General features: G+C 69.6%; 8 protein-coding genes. 7 read left to right on the top strand and 1 reads right to left on the bottom strand.

Annotated elements, in window-relative coordinates; genetic code table 11:
- The first annotated feature begins 123 nt into the window (after positions 1 to 123).
- From HRL51_RS06075 to rpe, 5 genes are all read left to right on the top strand, one after another.
- Positions 124 to 5199, top strand: coding sequence for a glycosyl hydrolase family 95 catalytic domain-containing protein (locus HRL51_RS06075; protein WP_172192597.1), 5076 nt, complete (start codon positions 124 to 126; stop codon positions 5197 to 5199).
- A gap of 75 nt (positions 5200 to 5274) precedes the next feature.
- Complete coding sequence (locus HRL51_RS06070) at positions 5275 to 5940, top strand: HAD family hydrolase (RefSeq protein ID WP_172120066.1); 666 nt, start codon at positions 5275 to 5277, stop codon at positions 5938 to 5940.
- Between the two features lie 106 nt (positions 5941 to 6046).
- Positions 6047 to 7012, top strand: coding sequence for a methionyl-tRNA formyltransferase (fmt, locus tag HRL51_RS06065; RefSeq protein WP_172120065.1), 966 nt, complete (start codon positions 6047 to 6049; stop codon positions 7010 to 7012).
- Positions 7012 to 8625 carry an RsmB/NOP family class I SAM-dependent RNA methyltransferase gene (locus HRL51_RS06060; protein WP_172120064.1) on the top strand — a complete coding sequence of 538 codons (1614 nt, stop codon included), beginning with the start codon at positions 7012 to 7014 and terminating at the stop codon, positions 8623 to 8625. The genes fmt and HRL51_RS06060 overlap by 1 nt, the downstream gene beginning before the upstream one ends.
- Before the next feature lie 14 nt (positions 8626 to 8639).
- Positions 8640 to 9317: a ribulose-phosphate 3-epimerase gene (gene rpe / locus HRL51_RS06055; RefSeq protein ID WP_172120063.1), complete on the top strand. Its 678-nt coding sequence runs from the start codon at positions 8640 to 8642 to the stop codon at positions 9315 to 9317.
- On the opposite strand, the gene HRL51_RS06050 is transcribed toward rpe, so the two are convergent.
- Entirely contained in the window at positions 9239 to 11563 is a 2325-nt protein-coding gene (locus HRL51_RS06050) for an HNH endonuclease signature motif containing protein (protein ID WP_172120062.1), read from the bottom strand. The two genes, rpe and HRL51_RS06050, sit on opposite strands and share 79 nt — an antisense overlap.
- A 553-nt stretch (positions 11564 to 12116) precedes the next feature.
- Between HRL51_RS06050 and HRL51_RS06045 the strand changes: the two genes are divergently transcribed.
- Both HRL51_RS06045 and HRL51_RS06040 read left to right on the top strand, forming a co-directional pair.
- On the top strand, positions 12117 to 14042 hold the full coding sequence (locus tag HRL51_RS06045) for an ATP-binding protein (protein WP_172192595.1): 1926 nt from the start codon (positions 12117 to 12119) through the stop codon (positions 14040 to 14042).
- A gap of 3 nt (positions 14043 to 14045) precedes the next feature.
- On the top strand, positions 14046 to 15635 hold the full coding sequence (locus tag HRL51_RS06040; RefSeq protein ID WP_425321731.1) for an acyl-CoA carboxylase subunit beta: 1590 nt from the start codon (positions 14046 to 14048) through the stop codon (positions 15633 to 15635).
- Positions 15636 to 15706: the final 71 nt, after the last annotated feature.

Genomic DNA, 15706 nt, shown 5'->3' with positions numbered 1-15706 from the left:
TGAGCGCGAGCAATGTCGCTCTCGCGGTATCTGAGACAGAGGCCAGGTCTCGACGACGAGATGGTCCAGGCAGAGAAGAGCCCATCGATGAGAGTCCCTCAACGAGCACCGCGGATACGTGCGGTGGTGACGGTCGCTGCCAGTGCTGCTCTGCTGCTGGCTGGCGTGGCACAGGCTGCACGGCCGGGTGCCGCCCATGCCATGGAGCCGACCAGCACGGTCACGGCGGTCGCTGACAACACGGCCCAGTCGTGGAGGTCGGAGAAGACCCAGAACAAGCACGACCAGCCCTACGTCGCCGCTCTCAACGGTGGCCAGCAGGCAGGTGCCTTCAACGAGAGGCTCCTGTCGACCGACATCTCGGAGGGCACCGACGCGAAGCTGGGTCTGATGACCTTCGACCTGCGTCCCTACGAGCACGCACCGACCTCCGCGGTCGTGCGCCTGAGCTACCTGGGATACGCCGGCGGACAGCGTGACGCCTCCGTCAAGGACACGGTGAGCCTCGCGCTGGTCAACGACCTCAGCTGCACCAACGACGCCCTGCTGTGCGACACAGACTCAGCGACCTGGGTAGCGCGTCCCGCAGTAGACACGAGCCAGGCCACGGCGAGCTCAGAGCCCTTCGAGATAGGGCAGGCCCGCTACCCCTCGACCCCGACTGACGGCAGGACCCTGCCGGTCGTCGAGGTGGACGTCACCAGCCAGGTGGCTGCCGCCTTCGAGGCAGGATCACAGGTCCTGACCTTCGCCCTGGCGGAGAGCGCGGGGATCGACCTGCGCTTCGCCAGCCTCGAGAACACCTCGGCAGCCAGCGCTGAGGCCGGGCAGGCAGCACCGCACATGGTGCTCACCGGCGGGAGCCCGACGGCGCTGGGGACCCAGGACCTGCCGGTGCAGGCTGACAATACCGCCCAGGCGTGGAGATCTGAGAAGCAGCTCACGAACAGCTCCAAGCCCTACGTGGCCGCGTTGGCTGCCTCAGGCAGGGGCCGCTTCAACGAGCAGCTGGTCACCACCGACGTGGCCGACGGGACGGACGCCAAGCTCGGTCTCCTGACCTTCGACCTGTCGTCACTGGCCTCAGTGCCGGCGGCGGCGACGCTGCGTCTGACATACCTCGGCTACGCCGGCGGCGCCCGTGACGCCCAGCAGACGACGACGCTCCTGGCCACCGGTGTCGACGACGCCGTGTGCACCAACGGAGCAGCCTCGTGTGCCACACCGGGGGCGACGTGGATCCATCGTCCCGCTATCGACCTCAAGGACGGACGCGCGGTGGCGCAGTCGACTGCCTTCGAGATCGGGAGCACCAGGTACAGCGACTCGATGAAGGTGCCGGCCGGCCGACCGGTTGTTGAGCTTGACGTCACCGCGATCGTGCGTGAGGCGATGAGGCAGGGCCGCTCCAGTGTCACTCTCGCTCTGAGCGAGAGCACCGGCGTCGACGTGCGCTTCGCCTCCTCTGAGGGTGCGGCAACTCTGTCCGGTGCCAGCAGCGAGATGGCCCCGGCGCTCAGGGTGCCGCAGACCCCGGCACCTGCTCCCACGCACCGCCTGGTGGCCTCAGGGCTCAAGACCCGCTACGTGGTGGGAGAGCCCTTCTCCGCTGACGGTACGCGCGTGGCGATCGAGCGCACGGATGACGGCACGCAGGTCGAGCTGCCCGCAGACGCCTACGAGCTCACAGGGACCGACTACGACGTTCAGACGGTCGGGGCACACGTGCTGACCGTCACCGCCAAGGCACGACCTGAGCTGTCCACCACGGTTCTGGTCTACGTCGTCGCTCCTGAGGGCGAGGTCGAGGACGCGGACATGAGCGGTGACGACGTCCTGTGGTACTCGCAGCCGGCGTCCGAGACCACCTGGCGCGGCGGCGCTGGGTCCGTGGGAGAGGGGCAAGACAACGTCTGGCAGCAGACCACGCTGCCGATTGGCAACGGACGGGTCGGTGCGACCGTGTGGGGAGAGACCAGCAAGGAGCGGCTCACTCTCAACGAGGAGACCCTGTGGACCGGTGGCCCTGGTACCAGCGCCTCGTACAACGGCGGCAACGAGGACGGACAGGGGCGTCAGGGGGCTACGCTGCGTGAGCTGAACCAGCAGCTCGAGAACGGCGCGCAGACGGTCAACCCCGGTCGTCTCACCGGAGGACTCACCGCCAGCCAGCAGGGTTCCTACCAGAGTTGGGGTGACCTGTTCATCGACTACGGGCTGGACGCCGAGGTCTCGGGGTACCAGCGCAACCTGGACCTCAGCCGCGGCGTCGCCGGGGTCAAGTTCACCAGCGACGGCGTGACTTACAACCGCGACTACCTCGTGTCCAACCCGGACCAGGTCCTGGTCTCCCGCCTGACGGCGAGCGAGGCAGGTGCGCTGAACCTGACGGTCACCACCCCGACCCACGCCGGGTTCTCCAAGACAGGGGAGAAGACCGTCGTCGAGGGTGACACCCTGACGGTGACCGGGAGCCTGGCCAACAACGGCCTGCGCTACGCCATGCGCCTGAAGGCGATCACGGACGCGGGTGAGATCACTGCCAACGCGGAGGGGACCGGCCTGGTCATCAGTGGTGCCGGCACAGTGACGCTCTACCTGGCTGCCGCCACCGACTACAAGCAGGTCTACCCGACCTACCGCACCGGTGAGGATGCCGAGGCGCTGGCCTCCCGCGTGACCCAGACCGTGCAGGACGCGGCAGCCAAGGGCTACAGCGCTGTACTGCGTGACCACGTCGAGGACCACCGGGCCCTGTACGACCGGGTCTCCCTCGACCTGGGGCAGAACCGCTCCTACGCAGAGGGCTCGAAGGCCACGGACAGCCTCCTGGCCGGCTACAGCCAGGCGGCGGGGGCTGACAAGCGGACGGTGGAGAACCTCGCGTACCAGTACGGCCGTTACCTCACGATCGCCTCGTCCCGCGAGGACAGCCAGCTGCCGGCCAACCTTCAGGGCATCTGGTCCTCGACAGCGGACGATAACGCGCACGGGCGTACTCCCTGGGGATCTGACTTCCATATGAACGTCAACCTCCAGATGAACTACTGGCCGACCTACTCCGCGAACCTCGCTGAGCTGGCGGTACCGGTGAGGACCTACGCCCAGGGACTGGTCGAGCCTGGCCGAGTCACGGCTCAGGTCTACGCGGGCGCCAGCACCGAGGTCGGCACCCCCATCGGTCAGGGCCAGGGCTTCATGGCGCACACGGAGAACACCCCGTACGGCTGGACGACACCTGGAGCAGACTTCTCCTGGGGATGGAGCCCGGCTGCGGTGCCGTGGCTGCTGCAGAACGTGTACGAGGCCTACGAGTTCAGCGGCGACACCAAGGAGCTGGAGGAGGAGATCTACCCGCTGCTCAAGGAGGAGGCCCGGTTCTACGTCGACTACATGCTGCACCCGGCCGCCCGCCCGGCGGCCGACGGAAGCCCGCGACTGACCACGGGAGTGGCCTACTCGCCCGAGCACGGTCCGCAAGGAACCGATGGCAACACCTACGAGAGCTCGCTGGTCTGGCAGCTTCTCCACGACACGGTCGAGGCGGCCCAGACGCTGGAGGCCGACGCTGACCTGGTCGGCGACCCGCAGGACGGAACCTGTGAGCCAGCGAACTGGAAGAAGGACTCCTCCGGGGCCTTCGCGAGCCCGACCGCCAACCGCTCGTGGAGCTGCGCGCTGAGCCTGCTCCAGCCGATCGAGGTCGGCTCAGACGGCCAGATCAAGGAGTGGTACTTCGAGGACGGTCTGGGTAAGAACTCGGACGGGAGCTGGATCTCGGGATACCAGCAGAACCACCAGCACCGTCATATGTCCCACCTGCTTGGACTGTTCCCCGGTGACCTTATCACCGTAGACAACCCGACATACATGGACGCGGCCAAGACCTCCCTCCTGCGCCGCGGTGACCAGGCGACGGGCTGGGGGCTGGCGCAGCGCATCAACTCCTGGGCCCGGACCGGCGACGGTGACCATGCCTACACGCTGCTGAGCAACCAGCTGCGTGGAGCGATGTACCCGAACCTCTTCGACGCCCACCCGCCGTTCCAGATTGACGGGAACTTCGGCTACACCTCGGGCGTGCAGGAGATGCTCCTGCAGTCCAACTCGACCTTCGAGGACACGTCCTCGAGGATGTGGGCGAACTACACCAACATCCTGCCGGCGCTGCCCGAGGCCTGGGCGGGTAAGGGCTCTGTCAGCGGTCTGGTTGCCCGTGGGGGCTTCGTCACCGGGATCGAGTGGTCCGGCGGCGAGGTGGACAAGGTGACGCTGACCTCCCGGACCGGGCACGAGGCCGCAGTGCGCATCACCCGCGGCGGTGCGGAGAACTACACGGTGACTGCGGTCAGCGGCCCGGAGGCGACGGCGGACCGTAGCGCGAGAACGGTCACGCCCACCTGGGTCAGCGACGGTGAGAGCTGGCTGCTGACCTTCCCGACCGAGGTGGGCTACACCTACACCATCGAGCGTCGGCAGCAGCAGACCCTGGAGATCGACGGGCAGACCGAGCTCGAGGTCGGGGCCAGCACGGCGCTGACGGTCACCTTCGACCCGGCGCAAGGACCTGACCTGAGTGTCACCTGGGCCTCCTCCGACGAGAAGATCCTGACGGTGGACGAGGACGGGGCGGTCCACGCGCTGGCAGCGGGACAGGCCACGGTCACCGCGACCTCGGTCCTGGACGGCTCGGTCACCGCGAGCATCAAGATCACTGTCACTGCCACCACAGGAGAGGAGCCTGAGCCCGGTGACGGGGCTGGTTCTGGTGACGGGGCTGGTTCTGGTGACGGGGCTGGTTCTGGTGACGGGGCTGGTTCCGGTGACGGGGCTGGTTCTGGTGAGGGAGCTGGTTCTGGTGAGGGAGCTGGTTCTGGTGACGGGGCTGGTTCTGGTGACGGGGCTGGTTCTGGTGACGGGGCTGGTTCTGGTGACGGGGCTGGTTCTGGTGACGGGGCTGGTTCTGGTGACGGGGCTGGTTCTGGTGACGGTACCGGCACGGATGGTGCTGGTTCCGCAGGAGATGGGTCTGGCAAGGGCTCAGCCACCGAGCAGCGTGACGGCGGCTCCCGGCCTGGTCGTGCCTCCGGGAAGCTGGCTCGGACCGGAACAGGTACCGACCTGCTGGTGATCTCGGTACTGTTGACCACGGCACTGGGCGCGACGGCGCTACGCCGTGGCGCCACCAACCGAGGCTGACGCCTCCAGGAGGGCTGGGCGGCCTCCGCGGGTGCGGAGGCCGCCCAGCCCTCGTCAATGCCAGAGGGAGACAGGATGAACCGAGACGACGCCGGCAGTACAGACCGTGGAGCTGACACGGTCGTCTTCGACTACGGCAACGTGCTCTACGCCTGGGACCCTTACGGGGCACTGGCAGGCCGGGCCACGATCCGGCAGTGGGAGGAGTTCGTCCGTGAGGGCGGCTTCGGCCGCTGGAACGAGATGTGCGACGCCGGGGTCTCCTTCGACCAGATCGAGGAGGCCCTCGTGAGCGCCTACCCGGACCGTCCTGACTGGCTGGCGCTCCTGCGCCTGTACTGGGAGCGCTTCTCCGACACCCTGACCGGACCGGTGGCTGGTACGGCCAGGATCATCGAGGAGCTGGCGGGTGCCGGGGTCCCTCTGTACCTGCTGTCCAACTTCAACGACCGGCTCTTTGAGGCCAACCGTCACTTGTGCCCGCAGCTGGACCTGTTCGACGCCCTCATCGTGTCCGGTGCCGAGCACGAGACCAAACCGGGGCGCCGGATCTTCGAGATCCTGCTAGACCGCCACGGGCTCGCGCCTGAGCGCACCCTGTTCGTCGACGACTCGCTGCCCAACATCACTGCTGCGCAGGATCTTGGCCTGCGAACCCACCACTTCCGTGGCGCGGGCCGGCTACGGGCTGCCCTGACCGAGGCCGGCCTCCTGCCCGCTGCTGCGGCAGGCCGCCAGTGACGCCGTACTCGCTCCAGCGGTAGCCCGAGGCCCCGTCTGTGCCGCGAGCCCAGGAGGTCCAGGGGCTGAGGGACCGACGAGGCGTCGTGCTCCTAGAATGGTGGCCATGCGTGTTCTCTTTGCCGGCACCCCCGAGGTCGCCCTGCCCGTGCTGCGCTGGCTCATGGACTCCTCTGACCACGAGGTGGTCGGTGTCCTGACCCGTGCTGACGCCCGCCAGGGCCGTGGCCGCACCCTGCACCCCTCGCCGGTGGCTGCGCTGGCTCGTGAGGCGGGCCTGGAGGTTCGCACTCCGACCACCTTGAAGGACGAGGAGACCCAGGAGTGGGTGCGCAGCCTGGACGCTGACGTCGCCGTCGTCGTCGCCTACGGCCGTCTCGTGCCGGCCGTGCTCCTGGACGTCCCCGTCCACGGCTGGCTCAACCTCCACTTCTCGCTGCTGCCGTCGTGGCGGGGCGCTGCTCCTGTCCAGCGAGCTGTCATCGCCGGTGACACCTTGACAGGTGCCAGCGTCTTCCGTCTGGAGGAGGGACTGGACACCGGTCCGGTCTACGGCCGAGTCACCGCCAGCATCGAGGACCGCGACACGGCCGGCGAGCTGCTGTCCCGCCTGGCCGAGGCAGGTGTCCCGCTCGTCGCGGAGGTCCTGGAGCAGCTGGAGGCGGGCACGGCGAGGCCGGTGCCCCAGCGCGAGGACGGGGTCACCCTGGCCCCGGTGCTCACGCCGGCCGACGGCGAGATCCGCTGGACCGAGACCGCGGCAGCGATCGACCGACGGGTGCGCGGTGTCACTCCTGCCCCCGGTGCGCACACGACCTACGAGGGCACCAGGCTGCGACTCGGTCCGGTCACCGAGGTCCCCGAGGTGACAGACCTGCCAGCCGGCATGCTCCAGGTCTCCAAGCACGAGGTCCTGGTCGGTACCGGTGGCTGCGCCGTGCGCCTGGGACAGGTGGCGCCGGCAGGGAAGAAGTGGATGGCGGCTGACGCCTGGGCCCGCGGGGCCCATCCGGCTGCCGGCACGGTCCTGGGCCAGCCGGCGGGCCGTGACGCCGACGGCGGAGCGGTCTGATGGCGGGATACGGAGGTGCTCGTCGTGGCCAGGCCGGTCGGCGGTCCCAGGCCGGGGCCCAGCGCCGCGGGCAGGGACGCGAGCGGGGCAAGGGCAACGACTCAGGACGACACAACCCCGTGCCGTCGGCGAGCAAGGGCACAAGGAACCGTACGCGTGGCGAGGGCCAGGAGGCAGCGAGGACGCGGTCCAGGCGCCGCCAGGGCGCAGCGGTCGACACAGCGCGTCTGGTCAGCCTGGAGGCGTTGACGACGGTGCGCCAGGACGGCGGGTTCGCCAACCTCGTCCTGCCCCCGATGCTGGACGCAGCACGCCTGGACCGCCGCGACGCCGGGTTCGCGACCGCGCTGACCTACGGCACCCTGCGCCTGCAGGGCCGCTACGACGCGATCATCTCCCGGTGCGTGGACCGACCGCTGGACCGTCTTGACGCGGTCGTGCTCGACGTGCTGCGGCTGGGAGCCCATCAGCTGCTGGGCATGCGGGTAGCGACCCACGGCGCGGTCTCGGCAACGGTCGACCTGGCCACTCACGCTGCCGGCCGTGGAGCAGCCGGCCTGGTCAACGCCGTTCTGCGACGGATCAGCGAGAAGGACCTCCACCAGTGGCTCGCTGAGCTGACCGAGCAGGCCGAGGACGAGGTCACGGCGCTGTCGTCCACGCAGTCCCACCCGGTGTGGGTCGTCAAGGCCCTGCGTCAGGCGCTGGTGGGCAACGGTCGGCCGCAGGAGGAGCTGCCGGCGCTGCTGGAGGCGGACAACACCGAGCCTGCCGTCGTGCTGTGCGCGCGGCCCGGTCTCATCAGTCCCGAGCACCTGGCCAAGGAGGCGCAGACCGCCTCGCACCAGCCTGTCCGTGCTGGGGACCGCAGCCCGTACGCCCTTGTCCTGCCCGGCGGAGACCCCGGCCGTATCCCGGCCGTGCGCTCCAGCGCGGCCGGCGTCGAGGACGAGGGCAGCCAGCTCATGGCCCTGGTGCTCAGCGAGGCACCGCTTGAGGGCCGCGACGAGCGGTGGCTGGACCTGTGCGCAGGACCAGGAGGCAAGGCGGCGCTCCTGGGCGCCAGGGCGGCGCAGCGCGGGGCCAGGCTCGTGGCCAACGAGGTCACCGCCCACCGTGCCCAGCTCGTCCGCGCCAGCGTCAGGGCGGTGCCGGAGGGCGTGGTGGAGGTGCGCTGCGGGGACGGTCGTCTCTACGGCCAGGATGAGGCTGGCCGCTATGACCGTGTGCTCGTGGACGCACCGTGCTCGGGCCTGGGCTCGCTACGACGCCGGCCCGAGGCACGGTGGAGGCGTCAGCCCTCCGACGTCACCGAGCTGGCCGGGCTTCAGCGTGAGCTGCTTGCCAGCGCCCTGGCCGCGGTACGCGTGGGAGGGTTGGTGGCCTACGTCACCTGCTCGCCCCACGTGCTGGAGACCGAGCTCGTCGTGCGCGACGTCGTACGACGTCTGGAGCGCAAGGGCGGGGGAACCGAGGTCCTGCACGCTGGTGACGTCGCCACGCGCGTGGCTCCCGTCCCTCCTGCCGGTGCGGACAGGCCGATGCTACAGCTGTGGCCGCACCTGGACGGGACGGACGCCATGTTCTGCGCCCTGCTGCGTCGTACAGCCTGAGAACGAGGAGACCCATGAGCACCATCCCGGCGATCCACCCGTCCATCCTCAACGCGGACCAGGCGCACCTCGCCGAGGAGCTGGCCCGGATCGAGAACGCCGACGGCCTGCACCTGGACGTGATGGACAACCACTTCGTCCCCAACATGTTCGCCGGCCCGTCCTTCACCCAGACCGTCCTGGAGCACACTAGCCTGCCGGTGGACGCCCACCTCATGATCGAGGACGCCGACCGCTGGGCCCCTCAGTACGCCGAGATGGGCTGCGCGGTGGTGACGGCACACGCTGAGGCGACCCGTGCGCCTTTCGTCCTGGTCAAGGAGCTCCACCGGCTGGGCGCTCAGGCCGGGATTGCGCTCAGGCCGACGACCCCGCTGGCGGCTGTCGAGCCGATTCTGGGCGAGATCGACATGCTGCTGCTGATGACCGTCGAGCCTGGCTTCGGTGGCCAGGGCTTTCTGGAACCGATGCTGCACAAGATCGCTGCGGCACGGTCCATGGTCAGTGCGGCCGGCCTCCAGCTGCGGATCCAGATTGACGGCGGCGTCTCACTGACGACCATCGAGCGTGCCGCGGAGGCTGGAGCGGACGTCTTTGTCGCAGGGTCGGCGGTCTACAAGAGCGAGGACGCGGCCGCCTCGATCGCCACGCTTCGCACGCTGGCAGGGGCTGCCGGCGGCTGCTGCCACTGAGGACCGGGGCAGGAGACGGTCAGCGACGCGGTCGCGGACAGGGCAGAAGCATCGGGTACGACACCAGTCGGCGAGAACGGCACCAGCTCGTCGAGGAGGACGTCAAGCCCGAGCTCGTGCAGCTCAGGAGCATAGGGCTCACTGCGCCAGGCACCTACGGGCTCGCCGGGACGAGGCCCTCGCGTCTGCCACTGACCTGGCGACCTGCTCCCGCCGGGAGCCTGCGACATCGTCTGCGCCAGGCCGTGGTCAATCTGAGCGATGACCGACTCGTTGACGGCTTCAGCCAGGCGCGCAGGCACCGCCTCGACGTCCCGGTGGACAGAGCGCGGACCGGTCCGGCGCGCAAGCATGGTGATGCCGCCGTCGGGGTCTCGACGGTAGCGGGCCCCTGACGGTGTGCGCCACAGGAGCGCACCGTCGTCCAGGCGCGTCAGGGACCACCCTGGTGTGTGCTTGAGCCGGTGATGGGCCTGGCACAGGAGCGTGAGGTTATCGAACGAGGTAGCTCCGCCCGCGCTCCAGGGCACCACGTGGTCAAGGTCGCAGCCGCGCGCGGGCACGGTGCAGCCTGGATGCGTACAGGTGTGGTCTCGGGCCCGGACCGCCTCCGCCAGGGACGCTGGCGGTCTGTAGCGCCGGCGGCCGACATCCAGCACGGCGCCTGAGACAGGATCGGTGAGCAGACGCCGCCAGGTACCGCCGGATGCGAGCGCTGTCGCGACGTAGGATGGTACGGGGAGAGTATGACGACCAATCTGGACGCTCAGCACGGGTGGGCGGAGGACGGACGGGTGACGGACCGAGCCGGTGGCGCCAGCGGGCTCGTCGGGCGAGCTGGCGCTGGTGGCCTCGAAGGACTCCTCCGCCAGGTAGTCGACAGGCACGGTGACATCGACCTGGACCTGGAGGCCTGAGGGGAAGAGCACAGGGGCAGAGCCGGAGGGTGTCCACCACGGGCTCGTGGAGCTGACCAGCGTGCTGAGCCCGGCAAGCAGGGGGAGCAGCGGAACGCCGTCGGCAAGAGCGGGATGGCTGCCGGTGGCCTGAGAGTGGGAGGCAGACCCTGCCCAGGTCACGGTACGGGCGTAGGCGCCGGGGTCGGAGGCAGAGCCGGAACCAGAGCCGGAGGCGGCCTCAGGGCGTCCTCCAGGCAAGCACCCGGGTGGGGACGCAGCAGGGCGACAAGCCTCGTGCTGCTCGCGCCGTAGGAGGCTCAGCGTCATGGAGACCACAGCGTCCGCACGCAGCTGGGACACAGAGCGGCCGTCTCCCGTGGCACGGGCCGAGCCCGCGATGGCGTCCAGCGTCGCGTCCACGAGGGCGGCGTCGAGAACAGGCAGGACGAGCCTCATCTCACAGACTCCCTCACCTGCTGGTCGGGGGCGGCTGACATACCTGTGCTCAGCGTTGCGGCGACGGCGCTGACAGGTTCCCTCCGGGTCGCACGCGGCCAGAGCACGGTCCAGGTCTCGCGCGAGCTGGGTGTGGGTACGGTGCGGTGCGCGGGGCAGAACCTGGTCCTGGACCTGGACGGCAACCTCGTGACTGACGTGCTCGAGGCGGCCTGCGAGGAGAGCCGCCTTGGCTGCGTCAATGAGACCGCTGCGGTGCAGGCCTGCGGCTGCCGACAGTGCCGGGAGGCACAGGGACTGTCCCCGCTCGATGAGCTGGCCGGCACGGCGTGTGGAGATCCCGAGCCGGCACGCGATCTCGCTGGCAGCAACGAGCCGTGCCCCTTCCTGGCTGACGTACGAACCTGGGCGAAGATCGGGGCGCCCGCCAGCCTCTTGAGCGGAGACGGGCTGCGTCTCGACGCTGCGAGTCATCGCTGCTGCCAGGAGGGACTGGATCCAGCAGGACCACGACGTCAGCCGCTCACACGCGGCAACCAGCTCGCTGAGAGTCTCCAGCCCGAGCCCGGCCAGGTGCTCGACCGCGGCGAGCGGCTCACCCGGAGCCACCTGCGAGTGCAGCAGCAGGACCCGCTCGCTGGCGCTGAGCACCTCGGCGCCAGCGAGGTCACCGCCTGGTGCTGAGGACGCGTCGAAGGTGTCGACGTCGGGACGAGGCAGTGCGGCCTGGAGGATCCTGTCCAGGCAGGAGGCCAGTGGTCCTCCCGGCGGCACGGTAGCGAGGAGCGCCAGGCGCTCCTCCTCCTTCACCGCAGCGGGGGTGGTTGCAGCCCTCTCCCGCGCCGGCCGCCGTGAGGTGGCGGGGGAGGGCTCGCTCACTGAGTCGAACATGTGTACAGGCTATCGCCTGCACGTCACGCTGTCTAGCGTCAGGCGATGGATGAATATGTTTAACCCGTAGAAACACGTTCAAGACGTTGATGAGCTGAACGAGACTGTCTCGGCACGTGCGGAGTGATGTCCGCGTCGGTCCTCCGAGGCTGCGGGGTGCGAGGAGTCGATTCAGGGCCTGTCAGCGGAACCTCTTGCCGGACTTTGTGGATATAGACAAAAGATGTTGCCGGAGTGTGTTGGTGGCGGCGACTCCCGCGTCATGGCGCGCTCAGTCTCCCCTCCTGGGCAGGTGATCCAAGACTTGTCGTCTCTTTTGTAGTGATCCCACAATGCAGTCGTTCTGGATCCTCTCAATAGTCTCGCAGTGACGTGATCGTCGAGATGTGGCGCCGACTCTTTTTGTCGGTGGCATCGAGTCGACGTGATCGCATGACGAGTTCACGACAGAGCGAGAGCCGACTGTGGACCTCGGACGACGTCAGGGTCGCGGCTGCGGCGGCGTGACGGCACGTCTGTAGGAGACCACGAAGTCGGTGAGGGAAGGACTCCGATGCCGATGGCTTCAGGACCGGTGGGGGAGCAGCGTCTCAGACGCGTGCTGATCGCCAACCGCGGCGAGATCGCCCTGCGCGTGGTCCGTACGGTCCGCGACCTGGGCGGGACCTCGATCCTGCCCTACACGCCGGAGGACCTCATGTCCCCGGCAGCCGAGCTGGCGGACGAGGCCTACGCCCTTCCAGAGGGCTCCTCCTACACCGACGCCGCCGCCGTCCTGGCCCTGGCCGCGCGTACGGGCGCCGAGGCGATCCACCCGGGCTACGGCTTCCTGGCAGAGGACGCCGCCTTCGCCCAGGCGGTCCTGGACGCCGGACTGGTCTGGATCGGCCCCAGCCCGTCAGCGATGCGAGCCCTCGGCGACAAGATGACGGCGCGGGCCACCGCCGAGCGTGCGGGCGTCGCCCCCGTGCCTGGCATCACGGACCGCGTGACCTCGGCCAGCACGGTGATCTCCTTCGCCCGTACCTACGGCTACCCGGTGGCGCTCAAGCGGACCGACGGCGGGGGCGGCCGCGGTATCACGGTGCTCACCAGTGACGAGGAGGTCCGTGCCACGCCGGCCTTTGACGCGGCGGCCTCAGGGGACGCGACCTTGATCCTCGAGCGCTTTGTCACCGCCGCCAGGCACGTCGAGACCCAGTGCGTGCGTGACGCCTACGGCTCCTTCGCCGTCGTCTCCACCCGTGACTGCACGCTGCAGCGACGCAACCAGAAGCTCGTCGAGGAGGCACCCGCCCCCTTCCTGCCCGACGGCGTCCACGATCAGCTGGTCGAGGGCTCCCGCCGCCTGCTCGACAGCGTCGGCTACGTGGGTGTCGCCACCTGCGAGTTCCTCCTCACGGACCACGACGAGCTGTACTTCCTGGAGGTCAACCCCCGGTTGCAGGTCGAGCACTGCGTCAGCGAGGAGGTGGCCGGCATCGACCTGGTTGAGCTCCAGCTTGACATCGCCACCGGCGGCCGGCTGCCACCGCTGCCTGCCCCACGGGGACACAGCCTGGAGCTGCGGATCACGTGCGAGGACGCTACCCAGGGCATGGCCCCCTCCACCGGGACCATCACCCGCCTGCGCTGGCCGGCCGGCCCAGGCGTGCGGATCGACTCCGGCGTCGTCGAGGGCGACGTCGTCACCCCGGTCTTCGACCCGATGCTCGCCAAGATCGTGGTCACTGGTGCCAGCCGTGACCAGGCCGTTCGCCGTGCCCGCCGCGCCCTGGCTGAGACGGTCGTCGAGGGAGTGACGGTGTGCACCGCCCTGCACGAGCACGTCCTGCGCCGCGAGGAGTTCACCGCTCCCAGTGCCCAGGGGCGTCTTGAGGTCACCACCCGCTGGATCGAGACCGACGTCCTGGACCGGCTGCGTGAGCACGCAGACGGTGAGGGCGCCACGGCGTCGGACAGCAGTGCCGCCGCTGGCGTCCCGGGCACCTCGCAGGTTAGTACGCAGGGCGGACCTGGCCCGGTCCACAACCCTCGTACCCGCTCGACCTACGTCATCGAGCTCAACGGACGCCGGGTCCAGCTCACCCTGCCCGACGGGGTCCTGGGCGGCCACGGGCCGCGGATGGGCGGGCGCTACCCGGGAGCACCGACGCTGCGCAGCCAGCAGCCCCTGCGCGCACGGCCCACCAGCCAGGCCGCCCGGCACGGGACGGGCGAGGTCGAGGACCCCTCGGTGATCGCCGCCCCGATGCAGGCGGTGGTCACACGCATCTGCGTGGAGCCGGGCCAGCAGGTGCGCTCCGGCGACCTCATGGTCGTCCTGGAGTCGATGAAGATGGAGAACTACGTCCACAGCCCGGTCGACGGCGTGGTGAGGCAGATCCCGGTCGGAGCCGGTCGCACGGTGAGCGCCGGCGAGGTCCTGATCCACCTGCAGCCCGCTGACGCGCAGGACCAGCAGGACGAGGAGGACTGAGTGATGAGCACGTCCACGACCATGATGAGCCAGGCACCTGGAACCCAGGCCTTCCGCGCCGGCTCAGCGCGTGCGGCCGCGGCCGCCGAGGAACGAGCGGCCCAGCGCCAGCACCCCAAGGGCAAGCAGACGGCCCGGGAGCGCGTGGCCGCCTTGCTCGACCCCTCCAGCTTCCTGGAGATCGGGCGCTACGCAGGATCGGGTGGCGGTGAGGCGGCCCGCCCCTGCGGCGTCATCACGGGCTTCGGCACCGTCGACGGCCGCCAGGTGGCGGTCTACGCCCAGGACTTCTCCGTCTCCGGCGGCGCCCTGGGGGAGGTCGAGGGTGACAAGATCGTGCGCCTGCTGGATGACGCCCTGCGCCTGCGGATCCCGGTCATCGGCCTCATCGACTCCGGGGGCGCCAGGATCCAGGAGGGTGTGGGAGCGCTGCGCCAGTACGGGCGCATCTTCAACCGCACCTGCGCCGCCTCGGGCCTGGTGCCCCAGATCAGCGTCATCCTGGGTCCTTGCGCCGGCGGCGCCGTGTACTGCCCGGCCCTGACGGACTACATCATCGCCACGCGCGAGGCCTCCCACATGTTCGTTACGGGGCCCGATGTCGTGCGCGCCTCCACGGGTGAGCAGATCAGCGCCGAGGAGCTGGGAGGAGCGGACATCCACGGCTCGGTGTCCGGCGTCGTCCACTACGTGGCCCAGGACGAGGCTGACGCCCTGGCACAGGTGCGCACGGTGCTGGCCTACCTTCCTTCCTCCTCCGAGCGTGAGGCACCACGCTACGAGTACGACGACGACGCCCGCGCCGCCGACGAGGCCGCGGCGGCTACGGTCGGTGACCTCGTGCCAGCCTCGACCCGTCAGCCCTACGACGTCACCGCCGTCGTGCAGGCCGTGGTCGACCACGGCGAGCTGGTGCAGGTCCAGGAGGACTTTGCCGGCAACGTCGTCGTCGGGTTCGCCTGTGTCGAGGGGCGTCCGGTGGGCGTCGTGGCGAACCAGCCGATGGTGGACGCCGGGACGCTGGACGTGGACGCCTCGGAGAAGCTGGCACGCTTCGTCCGCTGCTGCGACGCCTTCGGCCTGCCCGTGGTCACCTTCGTCGACGTACCCGGCTACCGCCCAGGAGCCGAGCAGGAGCACGCCGGCATCATCCGGCGAGGGGCGAAGGTGATCAACGCCTACGCCACCGCCACGGTCCCCCTGGTCACGATCGTCCTGCGCAAGGCCTACGGCGGTGCCTACATCGTCATGGGCTCCAAGGCGATCGGCGCGGACATGAACTTCTGCTGGCCCGGGGCGGAGATCGCGGTGCTGGGTGCCCAGGGCGCGGTCGGCATCATCCACCGCCGCCAGCTGGCGCAGGTACGCGACAGTGAGGGGGACCAGGCCGCGGCCGCGATGCACGAGCGCCTCGTGGCTCAGTACACCCACGACGTCATCAACCCGGACAAGGCCGTGGCCCTGGGGGAGATCGACGCCGTCATCGCCCCGGAGGAGACCCGCACCGTCATTGCTGAGGCCCTGGCAGCGCTGGCGACCAAGCGCGTGGCCGGCCCTGCCGGCGGCAAGAAGCACGACAACGGACCGCTGTAGGGAAGGACCACCAGCCGTGACACGACACCAGCTCCCAGAACCGTCCCCCAGCCCCAGGACCACCGGCTCCA

The sequence above is a fragment of the Actinomyces faecalis genome (assembly GCF_013184985.2).
GTDB classification, from domain to species: domain Bacteria; phylum Actinomycetota; class Actinomycetes; order Actinomycetales; family Actinomycetaceae; genus Actinomyces; species Actinomyces faecalis.
This window is presented reverse-complemented; position numbering and strand designations above follow the sequence as displayed.